Genomic DNA, 17110 nt, shown 5'->3' on the forward strand with positions numbered 1-17110 from the left:
GACATCTGTGTTGAATGTCAGTCAGCTATCGCGGGCAAGCCTTGCTCCTACAGGGTCACTCGATGTCTGGAATTACTGGGCGGCTTTGACGGCCGATGCCAGTTGGGCGCTGGCCTTGGCCGGGTCAGCGTTCTTGTCGTTCATGAAGTTGGTCACCACATCGAAGATCGCGCCCTGCACGGCCAGGGAAGTGGCCATGTTGTGCGCCATGCTCGGTTGCAGGCCGCCAGTCTTCTCGTCTGCAAGGAAATCCTTGGCAGCCGCTTGAGCGCAGGAATCGAAGCCCAGACCGCTCATGTCGTTAAGCATGTCGGTACGCACCGGGATCGAGCCTTTGTTGATGCTGAAGACTTTCTGGAAGTCTTTACCCAGAGCGACCTTGGCCAGGTCTTGCTGAGCGGCGATGTCGCCTTTGCGATCAGCCTTGAGCTTGAACACGGCCAGGGAATCGATGTTGTAGGTGAAGGCTTTTTCGGTGCCCGGGAACGGCACGCACTGGTAGTCCTTGCCCGCTACTTTCTTGGCAGCGGTCCATTCGCTCTTGGCCCAGTCGCCCATCATCTGCATGCCGGCCTTGCCATTGATGACGTCGGCGGCCGCGATGTTCCAGTCACGCCCGGCGCGGTTCGGGTCCATGTAGCCGGTGAGTTTTTTAAGCTCGGTGAACGACTTGGTCATCTCGGCGCCCGAGAGGGTTTTCTGATCCAGGTCTACCAGGGCTTTCTTGTAACCGTCAGCGCCCATGACCGAGAGCACCACGTCTTCAAACACGGTGCTGTCCTGCCAAGGCTGGCCACCGTGGGCAAGCGCGATGAAGCCTGCGGCTTTCAGCTTGTCGCCGGCGGCATAGAATTCTTCGAGGGTTGTAGGGGCTTTTTCGATCCCGGCTTTCTTGAAGACTTCCGGGTTGATCCACAGCCAGTTGACGCGGTGAATGTTCACCGGCACGGCGACGTAGTCACCTTCGTACTTGACGGTGTCGGAGACTTTCTTCGACAGCAGGCCATCCCAGCCTTCGGACTTGGCAACGTCTTTCAGGGTATCGGTGCTGAGCAGGCCAGTGCTGCCCCACTCCTGGATGTCCGGACCTTTGATCTGTGCAACGCCCGGCGGGTTACCGGCGACGGCGCGGCTTTTGAGTACGGTCATGGCAGTGGAACCGCCGCCACCGGCGACTGCGCCGTCCTTCCAGGTGAAGCCGTCTTTTTCGACTTGAGCCTTCAGGACATCGACCGCGGCCTTTTCACCACCAGAGGTCCACCAGTGAACGACTTCCACCGAACCTTTGGAATCGGCGGCAAGCGTACTCAGCGGGAATGCAGACAGGGGAAGCAGTGAGGCGAGAGAAATGACAGTAGCGAGGCGAGAGATCGCATTCATCTAGTAGTACCTTTCTTGTTGTTATGCATGCAAGTCTGGTGCTTGCGCTGCATAGGATTTTAAACAGGAGTGATCCCCTCGCAGGTAACGAAGGGACGTTCGAATGTCACCACATGGTTACACAGGAGCGCTCTGGGATAACTGTGCCAGGGCAGTTGCCATGCTCGGCGCCAGAGGCAATCGCGGGATCAATACGGCTTGCCAGGCGTGATAAAGATCAGGCTTACCAGCCCAGATATCGGCGCTCGGGCGGTTCTGCGGATCGAGTTCGTGGCGCCAGCCGCCGCTTTCGCGGTCGATGAAATGGCTGTCGCAGAATTCCCAAAATAGTCGGTACCAGCTTTCGTATTGCGCATCGCCTGTGCGTTTAAGCAGCGCACTGGCGGCGGCGCTGGCTTCGCAATGGGTCCAGTGCAGACGATGGCGAACCACGGCGCGATTATCCCAATCAAGGGTGTAGACAATCCCCGGCGCCCCGTCGACATCCCAGCCGTGACGGCAGTTGTGGTCGAAGAGTTTCTGCGCGTCGCTGGCGAGCCAGCCCGGCGTCAGCATCCCGGCCTTAACCCGCGCCGCTTCGAGATGCAGCATCAACCGGGCCCATTCGAAACCGTGGCCCGGCGTGGTGCCGTAGGGGCGAAAACCATCGGCCGGGTTGGCATGGTTGTATTCGCGCAAGGGTTGCCAGTCGCGGTCGAAATGCTCGACCACCAGGTAATCGTTGGCGGCGGCGTGACCGTGGATCACGCGCTCGACAATGCGCTGGGCGCGGCACAGCCAGCGGTTCTCTTCGGTGACATCGGCCAACGCGAGAAAGGCTTCGGTGGCGTGCATGTTGCTGTTGGCGCCGCGATAGGCTTCCTCGACGCTCCAGTCGCGGTTGAAGGATTCACGCATCGCGCCCTCCTCCTCGCACCAGAAATGCACGTCGATGATGTGGATCGCATCGTCGAGCAAGGCCTGCGCGCCGGGACGCTGAGCGACGACCGCAGAACTGGCGGCTAGCGCGACGAAGGCGTGCAGGTAAGCGGCTTTGTCGGTGTTGCCGTCGCGATGTTCGGGGGCAGCGAACCAGCCGCCGTGTTCGGCGTCACGCAATGGGCCGCTGAGGGCTTTGATGCCGTGATCCACCAGCTCGGCGAAACCCGGCAAGCCCTGAATGTGGGCCATGGCGAAGCTGTGGGTCATGCGCGCGGTGTTCATGGTTTCGGCTTGGGCGCTGGCCGGCAGGCAGCCCTTTTCATCAAGATTGCCGAAACCTTCGGCAAGCTTTGAAGCCTTGGCAAACGCCAGCAGGCGCAGTCCTTCGTTGGCGAGCCATTGCTGATGGGCGGGGGCGTTCAGCCAACTGCTGAAAGCGGGTTGGAAGGTGTCCATGGGGTGCCTTTTTTGTTGTTATGACTGGGGGCAGTCTAAACAACGGGCAGTGGCGGGCTTGTAACGAAGGGGGCGAGTTATGTCACCGCTTTGTGACACTCAGCCTGAGGAATGCGTTGAATGGTCTGACGCCATCGCGAGCAGGCTCGCTCCCACAGGGGAGATGCGTCGTACACAAATCCAATGTGGGAGCGAGCCTGCTCGCGATGGGCGCGACGCGGTCTAACTAATCAACACTACGAGGCAGCTGCAACGTCACCCGCAACCCACCCTCACGCAAATTCTGCAGGCTGACCTCCCCCCCATGGCTATGCGCAATATTGCGCGCAATCCCCAACCCCAACCCATAACCCTGCTGCTGCCCGGCCAGGCGGAAGTGCGGTTCGAATACCTGTTCCATCCGCTGTTCCGGCACACCCGGCCCTTCATCGTCCACATGCAGGATGAACGCACTCTGGTCGTCATCAATGTGCAAATGCGCTTTCTGCCCATACTTCAGAGCATTGTCGATCAGGTTGCCGATGCAACGCTTGAGCGCCAGCGGCTTCCCCGGATACGCCGCCAGCGCACGCCCTTGCTGAGTAACGCGACCATTGCCGTTGGGCGCCAGATACGGCTCCACCAGACAATCAAGCACGTGATTGAGGTCCACCGGTTCGATGTTTTCATGGATGTCAGTGTCTTTCACGCATTGCAGCGCGCCTTTGACCAGCAGCTCCAGCTCATCCAGATCACGGCCGAACTTGGCTTGCAGCGTTTCGTCTTCGAGCAATTCAACCCGCAACCGCAAGCGGGTAATCGGCGTGCGCAGGTCATGGGAAATCGCGCTGAACAACTGGCTGCGCTCGGTCAGGTAACGGCTGATGCGTTCGCGCATTGCATTGAAGGCGCGGCCGACCTCAACCACTTCACTGCCACCGCCCTCCGCCACTGGCTCGACTTCCGCGCCGAGGGACATGTCCCGTGCTGCCCGCGCCAAGCGCTTGAGTGGCCGGCTCTGCCAGTGCACCAGCAGGCCGATGAACAACAGCAAAAAACCGCTGGTGAGCACGATGAACCAGACCTGCTGCGCCGGCAGGCCTTGTTCTTCAAGACTGGTGTAGGGCTCGGGCAACAGCGAGGCGATGTACAGCCACTCGCCCGGCGCCATCTGGATTTGCGTGACCAATACCGGCGGGTTCACCGGCTCCAGGGTCAACGCGTAGTGCGCCCAGGAGCGTGGCAATTCATCGAGTTTCAGGCCGCCGTTGAAGATCCGCAGGTCTTCGGGGCTGACGAATGTCACCGAGATATCCGTGTCCTGGCCCAGAGACTGGCGCAGCACTTCGTCCACTGCTTTGAGCACGGCTTGCTTGCGTGGGGTGATCGGCAGCACTTCCATGCCCAAGGGTTTGTCATTGAGCGTCACCACAAAACGGGTGCCGCCCATGCTGCGCAACTGGTCGAGTACCAATGGCCGAAACGCGACCGGCAGAGAGCGGAAGTAACTGACGCTGGCCGTCATCGAATGAGCGAGGCTACGGGCGCTGGTGACCAGGCCTTCAAGCTGCGTGGCGCGCAGTTGCGAGACCCAGATCACGCTCGACAGCGTCTGGGCGAACAGCACCGCCAACAGCGTCAGCAGCAACATCCGACCGAGCAGCGAACGTGGCACGGGAATCCGTGCCGCGAGCTTGCGGAAAAACTCAGTGGCCATTGCTGGCAACCACATTGGCGGCCAGTTGGTAGCCGCTGCCGCGCACGGTACGGATCAGCCGCGGTGGTTTTTCGGTGTCGCGCAGGCGCTGGCGCAAACGGCTGACGGCCATGTCGACGATACGATCCAGCGGCATCAAATCACGACCACGGGTGGCGTTGCCGATGGTGTCGCGGTCGAGAATTTCCTGAGGGTGATCGAGGAACAGTTTCAGCAGCGCGAAATCGGCGCCGGAGAGAATCACTTCTTCGCCGTCGATGTGGAACAGGCGATGGCTGACCATGTCCAGCCGCCAGTCATCGAAGGCCAGCACTTCACTGCCGGAACGTTCCTGACCGAACTGCGCGCGACGCAACAGGGCTTTGATACGCGCCTGCAACTCACGCGGGCTGAAGGGTTTGCCAAGGTAATCGTCGGCGCCCAATTCCAGACCGATGACGCGGTCGGCCTCGTCGGAGCTGGCCGTGAGCATGATGATCGGCACCTGAGCCTGACGCGGGTGCTGACGGATCCAGCGGCAGAGGCTGAAGCCGTCTTCGTCCGGCAGCATTACGTCGAGGATCACCAGATCGCTCGGCGCCTCGTTCATCGCCTGACGAAAGCCTGCACCGTCGGGCGTGGTACGAACCTGAAAACCGGCGCGGGTCAGGTAGGTGTCCAGCAACTCGCGTATCTCTTGATCGTCATCGACCAACAAAATCGACCTGTTGACTGAGCTCACAGGGGCGGCATCCTTGTTGTTTGAATTGGGCGGATTATGCCTGATCGTGCGTAAATCTATGCTGTCTGTCATGGCCCCATCGCGAGCAAGCTCGGCTCCTACAGGATGGCGGCGGTCACGTGAACACCGAAAATCTGTAGGAGCAAAGCTTGCTCGCGATGAAGGCGACTCGGTCTCAGGCCTGATCCAGCGCCACACCCGCGCCAACCAGGCCGGAATACGGCGCCGTCACCAGCCACACCGGGATGCCTTTGAAGTAATCGCTCATGCAGCCCTTGTCGGCAAAGCACCGGGCGAAACCGCTTTCGATGAAGAAATCGGCAAACCGCGGAATCACCCCGCCGACGATGTACACACCACCACGCGCACCGGTGGTCAGCACGTTGTTGCCGGCCACACGCCCCAGCCAGCAGCAGAACTGCTCCAGTACTTCCAGGGCAATCGGATCGCCGGCCAGACCGGCAGCGGTAATCGACTCGGGGGAATCCAGCACCGGTTCATGACCGTCCACCGCACAAATCGCCCGATAGACCCGCGGCAAACCGCTGCCGCTCAACGCTGTTTCAGCGCTGACATGGCCGATCTCATTGAAGATGTGCTGCCACAACTGAGTTTCTCGCGGACTGCTCAACGGCAAATCGACGTGACCGCCCTCCCCCGGCAACGCGGCGAAACGACCTTCGCCCAGATCCAGCAACGTGCCGACACCGAGGCCAGTCCCCGGGCCGATCACCACCGCCGGCCGCAACGGTTCCGGCGTGCCTTCGCAGACCACCCGAAACTCGTCCGGCTGCAAACGGGTCATGCCCAGCGCCATTGCCGAGAAGTCGTTGACCAGCAACAGTTGATCCACCTGCAAGGTCTGGCAGAAACCCTTGCGGCTGAGTCGCCAGTGATTGTTGGTGAACTTGAATTCATCGCCGCTCACCGGGCCGGCCACCGACAGGCACACCGAACCGATCGAACCCGGCGCCAGGCCAAGCCCGCTCAGGAAGAGGGCAATCGCCTCTTCCGGGCTGGCGTGATCGGCCGTCGCCAGCACCTGGACCGATTCCAGCTGCTGGTTTTTCCACAACGCAAAACGTGCGTTGGTCCCACCGATGTCACCGACCAAAGCCAGTTTCAATTAAGCGTCTCCAGGGCAGAAGTAAAGGCGCTGGCGCCCTGCTCTGCGGAGCTGAAGGCCATGCGCATGAAACCAAACAGTTCGCGCCCGCTGCCAATGTTATTGCCCAAAAGGCCTTTGGCAGGTTCGCGCGCTGCGAATTCGTCGGCGTCCACCTTAAGCTCCAGAGTGCCTTTGACGCCATCGACGCGGATGATATCGCCCTCTTGCACCCGCGCCAAAGCGCCGCCCACATACGCTTCGGGGCTGACGTGAATCGCCGCCGGGATTTTCCCCGACGCACCGGACATGCGCCCGTCGGTGACCAGCGCCACTTTGAAACCGCGATCCTGCAGAACCCCGAGGAACGGCGTCATCTTGTGCAGCTCCGGCATGCCGTTGGAACGCGGGCCCTGGAAGCGCATCACGGCGACGAAATCCTTCTCAAGCAAACCGGCCTTGAACGCATCAGCCAAGTCCTGTTGATCCTGGAACACCATGGCTGGTGCTTCGACGACCTGGTTTTCCAAAGCAACGGCGGACACTTTCATGACACCGCGGCCGAGGTTGCCTTCCATCACCCGCAAGCCGCCCTCTGGCGAGAACGCACGCGCCACCGGACGCAGGATGGTTTCGTCGAGGCTTTCGATCGGGCCTTCGCGCCAGACCAGTTCGCCGTTTTCGAGGAACGGTTCCATGGTGTAGCGGCTCAGGCCGTGGCCCAGCACCGTGTTGACGTTTTCGTGCAGCAGCCCGGCTTCCAGCAGTTCGCGGATCAGGAACGACATGCCGCCCGCCGCCTGGAAGTGGTTGATGTCGGCTTTGCCGTTCGGGTAGACGTGGCTCAGGGTCGGCACCACCTCGGAGAGGTCGGCCATGTCCTGCCAGGTCAGTTGAATGCCTGCCGCCATGGCGATCGCTGGCATGTGCAAGGTGTGGTTGGTCGAGCCGCCGGTGGCGTGCAGGGCCACGATGGAGTTGACCAGCGAACGCTCGTCGACGATTTCGCCGATCGGCATGAAGTCGCCACTCTGTTTGGTCAGACGCGTGACTTGATGCGCTGCTTCGCGGGTCAGGGCATCACGCAACGGGGTGTTCGGGTTGACGAACGAGGCGCCCGGCAAGTGCAGGCCCATGACTTCCATCAGCAGTTGGTTAGTGTTGGCGGTGCCGTAAAAGGTGCAAGTACCCGGGCTGTGGTAGGACTTCATCTCCGATTCCAGCAGCTCTTCGCGGCTGGCCTTGCCTTCGGCATAGCGCTGGCGCACGTCGGCTTTCTGCTTGTTGGAAATGCCCGAAACCATCGGCCCGCCCGGCACGAAGATCGTCGGCAGATGACCGAAACGCAGTGCGCCCATCATCAGGCCCGGCACGATTTTGTCGCAGATGCCGAGCATCAGCGCGCCGTCGAACATGTTGTGGGACAGCGCCACAGCGGTGGACAGCGCAATCACTTCGCGGCTCGGCAGGCTCAGTTCCATGCCCGGTTCGCCTTGGGTCACGCCATCGCACATGGCGGGGGTGCCGCCGGCGAACTGACCGACGGAGCCGATTTCGCGCAGGGCTTTTTTGATCTGTTCAGGAAAGACTTCGTACGGCTGGTGCGCCGAGAGCATGTCGTTATAGGACGAAACAATCGCAATGTTCGCGGAGTTCATCATCCGCAGACTGTTCTTGTCGTCGGTGCCGCAACCGGCCACGCCGTGGGCGAAGTTGGCGCATTGCAGCTTGCCGCGCATGGGACCGTCGCTGGCAGCACCACGAATCAGTGCAAGGTAAGCCTCACGCGTGGCGCGGCTACGGGCGATAAGCCGTTCGGTGACCTCAAGGACGCGGGGATGCATGTTTAGAACTCCAGGCTAACGGATGTGGCGACCCTGATTGTCTATGCTGATCAAAAGCCGTTGTCGATGGGATGACAGACGGTTTTCTTGATCGGTCGGACCAGTTGATTCAGGTCACTCGTTGTAGATTGAACAAAATATTGCCATTAAAAAGGCTTGTTTTCTATTTTTATGCGAATAATCTTGTAATTCCAACAACAAAACGATGGCGGCCCTGTTAAATGACTCTTCGAATCGCAATCAATGGTTTTGGCCGAATTGGCCGTAACGTCCTGCGCGCACTGTATACCCAAGGGTATCGCCAGGATCTGCAGATCGTTGCCATCAATGACCTGGGCGACAGCGCGATGAACGCTCACCTGCTCAAGTACGACACTGTTCACGGCACGTTCGATGCCGATGTCCAGCACGATCTGGAAACCCTGACCGTCAACGGTGACCGTATTTCTGTCAGCGCCATTCGCAACCCGGCCGAGTTGCCGTGGGCTGCCGAGCAGATCGACGTCGTATTCGAATGCACCGGTTTGTTCACCGACCGCGCCAAAGCCGCCGCGCATATTACGGCCGGCGCACGCAAAGTGATCATCTCGGCCCCGGCCAAAGGCGCCGACGCCACGGTGGTGTATGGCGTTAACCACGACATTCTGCGCCAATCGCACCAGATTATTTCCAATGCGTCGTGCACCACCAACTGCCTGGCCCCGGTGGCCCAGGTGTTGCACCGCGAGCTGGGGATCGAAAGCGGTCTGATGACCACTATTCACGCCTACACCAACGATCAGCACCTGACCGACGTCTATCATGTCGATCCGTATCGTGCGCGTTCGGCCACCCAGAACATGATCCCGAGCAAAACCGGCGCGGCTGAAGCAGTCGGTCTGGTGCTGCCGGAACTGGCGGGCAAACTGACCGGCATGTCGGTGCGTGTGCCGGTGATCAATGTGTCGCTGGTGGACCTGACCGTGCAACTCAAGCGCGAAGCGTCGGCCGATGAAGTGAACGCGCTGCTGAGAGAAGCCAGCCAGCACTCGAAGATTCTCGGTTACAACACCCTGCCGCTGGTCTCCAGCGACTTCAACCACAACCCGCTGTCGTCGATCTTTGACGCCAACCACACCAAGTCCAGCGGCAAGCTGCTCAAGGTGCTGGCCTGGTACGACAACGAATGGGGCTTCTCCAACCGCATGCTCGATAACTGCCTGGCGCTGTGCAACGCTGAATAACTCTGTGCCTGTTGCGCCGTACCCGACTCTGTAGGAGCCAGGCTTGCCGGCGAAGAACGATGACGCGGTCTAACAGATACATCGCGCCGCTTGGTTCGCGGGCAAGCCTCGCTCCTACAGGCGATGACGCCCTCAGAATCAGCCTCGAAAATCGCCTGTGGAATAAACCATGATCGGTATCAGCTTCACGCAAAAGACCATGGCAGCGCGCAAGCGTATTGCCTTGGTCGCCCATGACCACTGCAAGGTGTTTTTGCTGGACTGGGCCGAGCGGCAGAAAGACAGGCTCGCACAGCATGAACTGGTCGCCACCGGCACCACCGGGTTGTTGTTGCAACAACGCCTGGATTTGCCGGTGGAGAGCATGATCAGCGGTCCGTTGGGTGGCGACCAGCAACTCGGTGCGCGCATCGCCGAGCAGCGGGTCGACATGCTGGTGTTCTTCTGGGACCCGTTCGAACCACAGCCCCACGACCCGGACATCAAGGCGTTGTTGCGCGTCGCGGCGGTCTGGAACATTCCCGTCGCCTGCAACGAATGCAGCGCCGACTACCTGCTCAGCAGCCCGATGATGGAACAGGCACACGAACATCGGATCCCCGATTACGCGACCTATCTGCTGGGCCGCGCCTAGCCCTTCGAAAATCAGCTTCACAAATCAATACTTGACCACTCGAGCGGATGATAAGCATTATCATTCGCTCGAAATGGATCAGGTCCTCCCGTGAGTCAATCTCGCTTCAATCACGTCTTCATCGCCCAGCGAGTCTCTCTGCTGCGCACGTTGGAGCGGATGGTCAACAATCACAGCACCGCCGAAGACCTCCTGCAGGAGACCTACCTGCGAGTGACCCGGGCGCTCAGTGAACGGGCCGTCGATCACCTTGAACCGTTCGTTTTCCAGACCGCCCGCAACCTGGCGCTGGACCATTTGCGTGCGCGGCGCATCCAGTCCCGCACGATGCTCGACGACGTGCCGCTGGACGTGGTGGAAAGCATCGCCGCCCCTGCCAGCAGTGCCGAGGACGCCGCCCATGCCGAACAATTGCTCGAGCGCTTGAACGTGAGCCTCAATGAACTCAGCGCCCGTCAGCAGCAGATTTTCATCCTCAGTCGTCTGCACGGGCACAGCTATCTGGAGATCGCCGAGAAGCTTGGCGTGTCATTGAGCACCGTGCAAAAGGAGCTGAAATTGATCATGGCGATCTGCATCGGCGTGGCCGAACGGTTAAACGGCGACTGAATCTGTAGGTTAATTCTCTATGTATGAGGATGACCTGCACTGACTATCGGGCTTTGCTACCCTTGCCCCACTTTCAAGCTTCACTAAAAAAACAGCGGTGCCAAGACACTGCCGAGGAAACACCGTGACGGACATCCACCGTTCCCTTCCGCCCTCCCCGGCGCGGGACCCAGCTAGCGCGATGGAACAGGCCCTGGACTGGCTGATCGTGCTGGACAGTCCGAGCGAGGAACAAACCCGACAGTTTCACGCCTGGCTGGCCGTCCATCCGTTGCATGCCGAGGCGTTCGCCAAGGCTCAGGCGATCTGGGAGGGCCCGCAAGTCGTGCAATGCGCGCAAAGCCTGGCCGCCCGGCCGCCGAAAGTGACCGTCCTGTCGCGCCTGCGCCCGCACTGGAAACCCTTGGCCACCGCCGCCGTGCTGATCCTCGGTTTGTTCAGCTTCAGCAATCTGCCGATTCGCCTGCAGGCTGATCACCTGACCGTGGTCGGTGAACGCCAGCGCCTGCAACTGGAGGACGGCTCGAAGGTCCTGCTCAATACCAATTCGGCGTTCTCCAGCACCATCAATGATCAACAGCGCGTGGCCCGCTTGTATCAGGGCGAGGCGTTTTTCGAGGTCGCGGCCAATCGCGGCCAGCCGCTGGAAATCGACGCCGGGCCGGTCAAGGCCAGCGTTCGGAACACCGCGTTTGCGGTGCGTTATCTGGACGGTGTGGCACAGGTTCAGGTGCAGCGTGGGGATGTCGACTTGCGAGCAACCCGCGATGACGCGCGAATTCGTTTGTCCGCCGGAGAAAGCATTCGCATCGGCCCCAACGGTTTCGATCGCCCCGCCAAACTCGATGCCGCGACTGACCTGGCGTGGGTCCAGGGTCGCCTGGTGTTTGAAAACTGCCCGCTAAGCCAGGTGCTGGCAGAGCTGCGTCGTTACTACCCAGGCTGGATCATCAACAACAACGAGCAGTTGGCCGACATCGCCGTCACCGGCAATTACCGCCTCGACCAGCCGTTGGACGTGGTCCGTTCTCTGGCCCACATCACCTCGGCGCGGCTCCAGGAATTCCCGGCGCTGGTGATTTTGAACTAAATGAGAATTATTTTTACTCGATAGCTACCCCCCGTACGTCTCGTTATAGCCAATGCAATTGATTCGCATCTACTGATTCGGATCAGCACCTATAAAGATTCGTGCGACACGGAGCGCTATCGATGTCCTCTCGCCTTACCCGCCAACCTTCTTCACCTTCTCGCGTGCTGTCGCTGCTGACCGCTGCCATCCTGATGGCCGGCAGCGCGCAGCTCTGCGCCGCCACCGCTGCAGAGCAACCGACCCGTAACATGGGCGATTACGCGTTCGCCATCCCTCAGCAGTCGCTGGTCTCGGCGCTCAATGCCTTTACCGCCGTGACCGGATGGCAAGTCGGCTTGCCGGCAGAACTGGCGGAAGGCGTGGCCTCGCCGGGCGTACGGGGTTCGCTGCCGCCAGAGAAAGCCCTCGATCGCCTGTTGGTGGGGACCAACCTGAGCTATCGCAAACTGAGCACCAACAACATCGTGCTGGAGAAGCGCAGCAACAGTAACGCGCTCAACCTGGACCAAGTGACCATTAGCGCCACCCGCCAGGAACAGGACGTGAACAGCGTGCCGAGCACTGTCACCGTCCACACCCGCGAAGAGCTGGACCGCAACAACGTCAATACCATCAAGGATCTGGTGCGCTACGAGCCCGGTGTTTCGGTGGGCGGCGCCGGTCAACGCGCCGGTCTCACGGGCTACAACATCCGCGGTATCGACGGCGACCGCGTACTGACCCAGATCGACGGCGTGCAGGTGCCCGACAGCTTCTTCAACGGCCCTTACGCGCAGACCAACCGCAACTACGTCGACCCCGAAATCGTCAAGCGCGTCGAGATTCTGCGCGGCCCGGCATCCGTGCTTTACGGCAGCAACGCCATCGGCGGCGCGGTCAGCTACTACACGCTGGACCCGGACGACATCATCAAACCGGGCAAGGATGTCGGCGCACGCCTGAAAACCGGCTACAGCTCGGCCGACGACAGCTGGTTGACCTCCGGCACGGTGGCCGGTCGCACCGGCGACTTCGACGGCCTGTTGCACTTGAGTCAGCGCAATGGTCATGAAACAGAGTCCTACGGCGAAACCGGCGGCACCGGCCTGAACCGCACCGAGGCCAACCCCGAGGACGTGCGCACCACCAACGTGCTGGCCAAACTGGGCTGGGATTACGCCGACGATGCGCGCTTCGGCCTGACTTACGAGCACTACAAGGATGACCGCGACACCAACCAACTGAGCGCAGTGGGCGGTCCGTTCAACGCAGGACGCGGTTTCGGCTTCTATAAATCCCGTACCGGCAACGACACCGTCACCCGCGAACGCTTCGGCCTGGAACACAGCTTCGGCCTGGACAGCGTCCTGGCTGACAACATCAAGTGGACGCTGAATTACCAGATCGCCAAGACCGACCAGAGCACCGAAGAAATCTACGCGCCGTCGCGCACGGTGCTGCGCAACCGCGATACCACCTACAAGGATCGCCAATGGGTGTTCGATGCCCAGGCTGACAAGTCGTTTGCCATCGCCGACACCGACCATCGCGTCACCTATGGCACCACCATTAAACAGGACAAAGTCACCGGCCTGCGCACCGGTAGCGGCACCTGCCTGACCGTGGCCGGCGCTTGCCGGGTCATCGGTGCCGCCAGCGCCGCCGATACCCTGAAACCCGCCAGCGACTTCCCGGACCCGACCATCAACAGCTACAGCCTGTTCGCCCAGGATCAGATCAGCTGGGGCAACTGGACGTTCCTGCCCGGCGCACGCTACGACTACACCGAACTCAAGCCGCACATCACAGACGAGTTCCTGGTCACCGCCGACCAGAGCGGCAACGGCGTGGTGAGTGACAAGACGAAGACCTGGCATCGTCTGTCGCCAAAATTCGGCACCACCTATAGTTTCAACGACCACTACACCTGGTATGGCCAGTACGCAGAAGGCTTCCGCACGCCGACCGCCAAGGCGCTGTACGGTCGCTTTGAAAACCTGGCCGGCGGTTATCAGGTCGCGCCAAATCCCGACCTGGAACCGGAAAAGAGCAAGAGCTATGAAACCGGCCTGCGCGGCCAGTTCGAGGCAGGCACTTTCGATGTGGCGGTGTTCTACAACAAATACCGCGACTTCATCGACGAGAACGCCATCACGCCCGGCTACACCGAGACCACCTTCCAGAGCAACAACATCGCGCACGCCACCATCAAAGGCCTGGAGCTGAAGGGTCGCCTGAACCTCGACAGCTTCGGCGCCCCGACCGGTCTCTACACCCAAGGCTCGGTGGCCTACCTGTATGGCCGTAACGATGACAACGGCCAGCCGCTGAACAGCATCAACCCGCTGACTGGCGTGTTCGGTCTGGGTTACGACCAGGACAACTACGGCGCCCTGTTGAGCTGGACAGTGGTCAAGCGCAAAACCCGCGTCGACAGCACCAGCTTCAAAACTCCGGACGGCACCAGCACCCAGTTCAAGACCCCGGGCTATGGCGTGCTCGACCTGGCCGGATTCTACAAGGTGACCGACGACGTAACCGTCAACGCCGGTTTGTACAACCTGACCAACAAGAAGTACTGGCAGTGGGATGACGTGCGCGGTTACGACAGCGTCGGCGAAGCCTCGGTCACCCAACCGGCCAACCTCGATCGCCTGACCCAACCGGGTCGCAACTTCGCGATCAATCTGGTCTGGGATATCTGACCCTGCCACCTCACTGCGCTGCTTTATAGAAGTGGCGCAGTGAGGTTTTTTTACTGTCAGGCGCCTTCTTATTCGTCTCGTTACCAAGCGCCTCTTTTACTCAAGGACTTCTCATGACCACTCAGGACACTGCTCAACTCGTAGCTCTGCGTTCGCAACGTTTGAACCAGATCACAAACGAGCCTCACACCAAGCTGGATGCCTTGGTCAAAGCCCACGCACCGTTCGAAACCCAGGCCAACTTCGCGCGTTTCGTGGTGGCTCAGTATTTGTTTCAGTCGGAACTGGTGTCGCTGTACAACGATGCCGAATTGACCGCCATTGTCCCGGACCTGCCAGATCGCTGCCGTGCTGAAGCGGCCAAAGCTGACCTGGCTGACCTGGCAACTGAAGTTCCAGCACCCGTCGCCGGTGCGGTGAAGAACCCAACCAAAGCAGAGGCGCTGGGTTGGCTGTTCGTTTCGGAAGGTTCGAAACTTGGCGCGGCGTTCCTGATCAAGCGAGCCGTGGGTCTTGGGTTAAGCGAAACCTTCGGCGCTCGTCATCTCGGTGAACCGGCCGGTGGCCGCGCTGAAGGCTGGAAGCGCTTCGTCAAAACCCTCGACGGGCTGAAACTCAACGCACAAGAAGAAGCCGAGCTGGATAAAGGCGCTATCGACGCGTTCAACCGCTTCACCGTGCTGCTGGAACAGGCCTACGCCTCCACCCCCGAACTCGCCTGAAGTAACACATCCCCCCTGTAGGAGTGAGCCTGCTCGCGATGACGGAGTGTCAGTGGACATCATTGCCGCCCGACCCACCGCTATCGCGAGCAGGCTCACTCCTACAAGGGACCGAGTGCGCCTCCACGATCCCGAACAAGCCTTAGTCGCGCAACTTGAGCCCAATGCCTCACCTTTCCTCCTCAAAACTCGCCCGAATCCTCTTCGGTCTCCTGGCCTACATCAGCCTGGGCATCGGTCTGATCGCCATCGTCGTACCGGGCCTGCCGACCACCGAGTTCATCCTGCTGGCCGCCTGGGCCGCGACTAAAAGTTCGCCGCGCCTGAGCGCCTGGCTGGAAAACCATCGGCTGTTCGGTTCCATCCTGCGCAACTGGCGCAACGGCAAAATCATCGCCCGCCGAGCCAAAGTCAGCGCCACCGTCAGCATGGTGCTGTGCGCCGGGTTGATGCTGGTGATGCTCGATCATGGCTGGCCGATCTATCTGGCGATTGCCGGCATGACCATGGGCAATCTGTGGATCTGGTCGCGGCCGGAATCGTTGCCGACAATCTGCTGAATTTCTGCCCTTTTCAGGGCATTTTCCTGCGCAAACGTTCACCTGCTACCGTTCGTCGGCTTCGCATTCATGCAACCTCCGCCCACGCCGATGTGTATTAAATGGCGCTGAATGGACTTGGCGAACTGGGTCGATCCCGACTCACAGCCAACACCTCATCCATTCGCGAGCTCGTCCTATGTTCGACTCTCTCTCCATCCGCCTGAAAATCGTCCTGCTGTCCGGTCTGTGCCTGCTGGGCGTGGTCGTCCTGATCGTCGGCATGAACATCTACCAGACCGATCAGAACGATGAACTGGTCAGCGCTTCCAGCAGCAAGATGCTCACTGCCAGCGTGCAGAACCTGCTCCAGGCCAAGGCCGCCGAGCAAGCGGTGCGGGTGCAGAAAACCTTCGGTGAAAGCCTGTTGGTGGTGACCGCCCTGGCCGATCAGATCAAGGACATGCGCAACATGGCGAGCACGCGCTCCCTTGATGCCGGTGCCCTGCGTGAAGAGTTGAACCAGAGCCTGAAAACCGCCTTCGAACGCAACAGCAAAGTGCTCGGCATCTGGCTGGCATTCGAGCCCAATGGCCTCGACGGCAAGGACAGCGAATTCGCCAACGATGCGGCTCGCCAGTCCAACGAAGCCGGTCGTTTCGCCAGCTACTGGAGCCGTGCCGGCGGTGTCGGGATCAACACGATCATGGTCGAAGACGACATGACCAAAACCACCTTGAGCGTCAGCGGCACCCCCTATAACAGCTGGTACACCTGCCCTCGCGACAGCAAGCGCACCTGCCTGCTCGACCCGTATGCCGATACCGTCGCCGGCAAGGAAATGCTGATGACCACCATTTCCGTACCGCTGCTGGTGGATGGCAAATCCATCGGCGTGGTCGGTGTGGACATCGCCCTCGACGCGCTGCAAGCCGCGGCGGTCGACTCCCAACGTGCCCTGTTCAACAGCGCCGGGCACATGCTGATCGTCTCCGGCAGCGGCGTACTCGCCGGTTACAGCGTGGACGCGAGTAAGGTCGGCAAAAGCATCGGCGACACCCTGGGCGCAGACGGCAAGGACGTTCTGCAATTGCTCAGCGCTGGCACGCCAAAGATTCTCGAACAGGGCGACCTGATCCGTGCGGTGTACCCGGTCAGTCCGATTGCCGAGTCCAAGGCCTGGGGCGTGGTGATCGACCTTCCTAAACAAGTGCTGCTGGCCGACTCGGTGAAGCTGCAAACCGTACTCGACGACGCCCAGCAAAGCGGCACGATCAAAGCCGTGTTGGTGGCGGTGATTGCCGGCCTGGTCGGGCTGTTGCTGATCTGGCTCACGGCGTCCGGCGTGACCCGGCCGATCAACAGCGTGGCCGAGATGCTCAAGGCAATTGCCAGCGGCGACGGCGACCTGACGCAGCGTCTGCACTACAGCAAGAAAGACGAGCTGGGCGAACTGGTGAGCTGGTTCAACCGTTTCCTCGAC

Annotated in this window: 13 protein-coding genes and 1 pseudogene; 8 read left to right on the forward strand and 6 right to left on the reverse strand. The window is 60.6% G+C overall.

The annotated features are described in order from the left end of the window. Positions 1 to 72: 72 nt before the first annotated feature. From ACYZUA_RS25090 to edd, 6 genes are all read right to left on the reverse strand, one after another. A complete protein-coding gene (locus ACYZUA_RS25090) occupies positions 73 to 1380 on the reverse strand; it encodes an ABC transporter substrate-binding protein (protein ID WP_461961030.1) in 1308 nt (435 codons plus the stop codon). Between the two features lie 117 nt (positions 1381 to 1497). Continuing rightward, positions 1498 to 2757, reverse strand: a complete 1260-nt coding sequence (locus ACYZUA_RS25095; RefSeq protein ID WP_461961031.1) for a D-mannose isomerase — start codon at positions 2755 to 2757, stop codon at positions 1498 to 1500. Between the two features lie 226 nt (positions 2758 to 2983). Beyond that, complete coding sequence (locus tag ACYZUA_RS25100) at positions 2984 to 4453, reverse strand: ATP-binding protein (protein ID WP_461961032.1); 1470 nt, start codon at positions 4451 to 4453, stop codon at positions 2984 to 2986. After that, a complete protein-coding gene (locus tag ACYZUA_RS25105) occupies positions 4443 to 5174 on the reverse strand; it encodes a response regulator transcription factor (RefSeq protein ID WP_309677640.1) in 732 nt (243 codons plus the stop codon). Before ACYZUA_RS25105 ends, ACYZUA_RS25100 begins: the two co-directional genes overlap by 11 nt. A 175-nt stretch (positions 5175 to 5349) precedes the next feature. Next, positions 5350 to 6300, reverse strand: a complete 951-nt coding sequence (locus ACYZUA_RS25110; protein ID WP_461961033.1) for a glucokinase — start codon at positions 6298 to 6300, stop codon at positions 5350 to 5352. Then, positions 6297 to 8123: a phosphogluconate dehydratase gene (gene edd / locus ACYZUA_RS25115; RefSeq protein WP_046049478.1), complete on the reverse strand. Its 1827-nt coding sequence runs from the start codon at positions 8121 to 8123 to the stop codon at positions 6297 to 6299. Before edd ends, ACYZUA_RS25110 begins: the two co-directional genes overlap by 4 nt. Before the next feature lie 221 nt (positions 8124 to 8344). On the opposite strand from edd, the gene gap reads away from it, so the two are divergent. The 8 genes and pseudogenes from gap to ACYZUA_RS25155 all read left to right on the forward strand — a co-directional run. Continuing rightward, positions 8345 to 9346, forward strand: a complete 1002-nt coding sequence (gap, locus tag ACYZUA_RS25120) for a type I glyceraldehyde-3-phosphate dehydrogenase (RefSeq protein ID WP_461961034.1) — start codon at positions 8345 to 8347, stop codon at positions 9344 to 9346. A gap of 169 nt (positions 9347 to 9515) precedes the next feature. After that, a complete protein-coding gene (locus tag ACYZUA_RS25125; protein ID WP_008155845.1) occupies positions 9516 to 9980 on the forward strand; it encodes a methylglyoxal synthase in 465 nt (154 codons plus the stop codon). 90 nt (positions 9981 to 10070) lie between these two features. Then, positions 10071 to 10589 carry an RNA polymerase sigma factor gene (locus ACYZUA_RS25130; protein WP_461961035.1) on the forward strand — a complete coding sequence of 173 codons (519 nt, stop codon included), beginning with the start codon at positions 10071 to 10073 and terminating at the stop codon, positions 10587 to 10589. Positions 10590 to 10713: 124 nt separating this feature from the next. Then, positions 10714 to 11679 (forward strand): FecR family protein, encoded by a 966-nt coding sequence (locus ACYZUA_RS25135; RefSeq protein ID WP_461961036.1) that lies wholly within the window; start codon positions 10714 to 10716, stop codon positions 11677 to 11679. A gap of 122 nt (positions 11680 to 11801) precedes the next feature. After that, complete coding sequence (locus ACYZUA_RS25140) at positions 11802 to 14366, forward strand: TonB-dependent receptor (protein WP_461961037.1); 2565 nt, start codon at positions 11802 to 11804, stop codon at positions 14364 to 14366. 113 nt (positions 14367 to 14479) lie between these two features. Continuing rightward, positions 14480 to 15088 carry a biliverdin-producing heme oxygenase gene (locus ACYZUA_RS25145; RefSeq protein WP_461961038.1) on the forward strand — a complete coding sequence of 203 codons (609 nt, stop codon included), beginning with the start codon at positions 14480 to 14482 and terminating at the stop codon, positions 15086 to 15088. Between the two features lie 164 nt (positions 15089 to 15252). Further along, positions 15253 to 15648, forward strand: a complete 396-nt coding sequence (locus ACYZUA_RS25150) for a YbaN family protein (RefSeq protein WP_461961039.1) — start codon at positions 15253 to 15255, stop codon at positions 15646 to 15648. A 451-nt stretch (positions 15649 to 16099) separates the two neighbouring features. Further along, positions 16100 to 17059, forward strand: a pseudogene (locus tag ACYZUA_RS25155) (methyl-accepting chemotaxis protein); the annotation flags it as partial. Between the last annotated feature and the right edge of the window lie 51 nt (positions 17060 to 17110).

Source organism: Pseudomonas sp. LS2P72 (assembly GCF_054897865.1).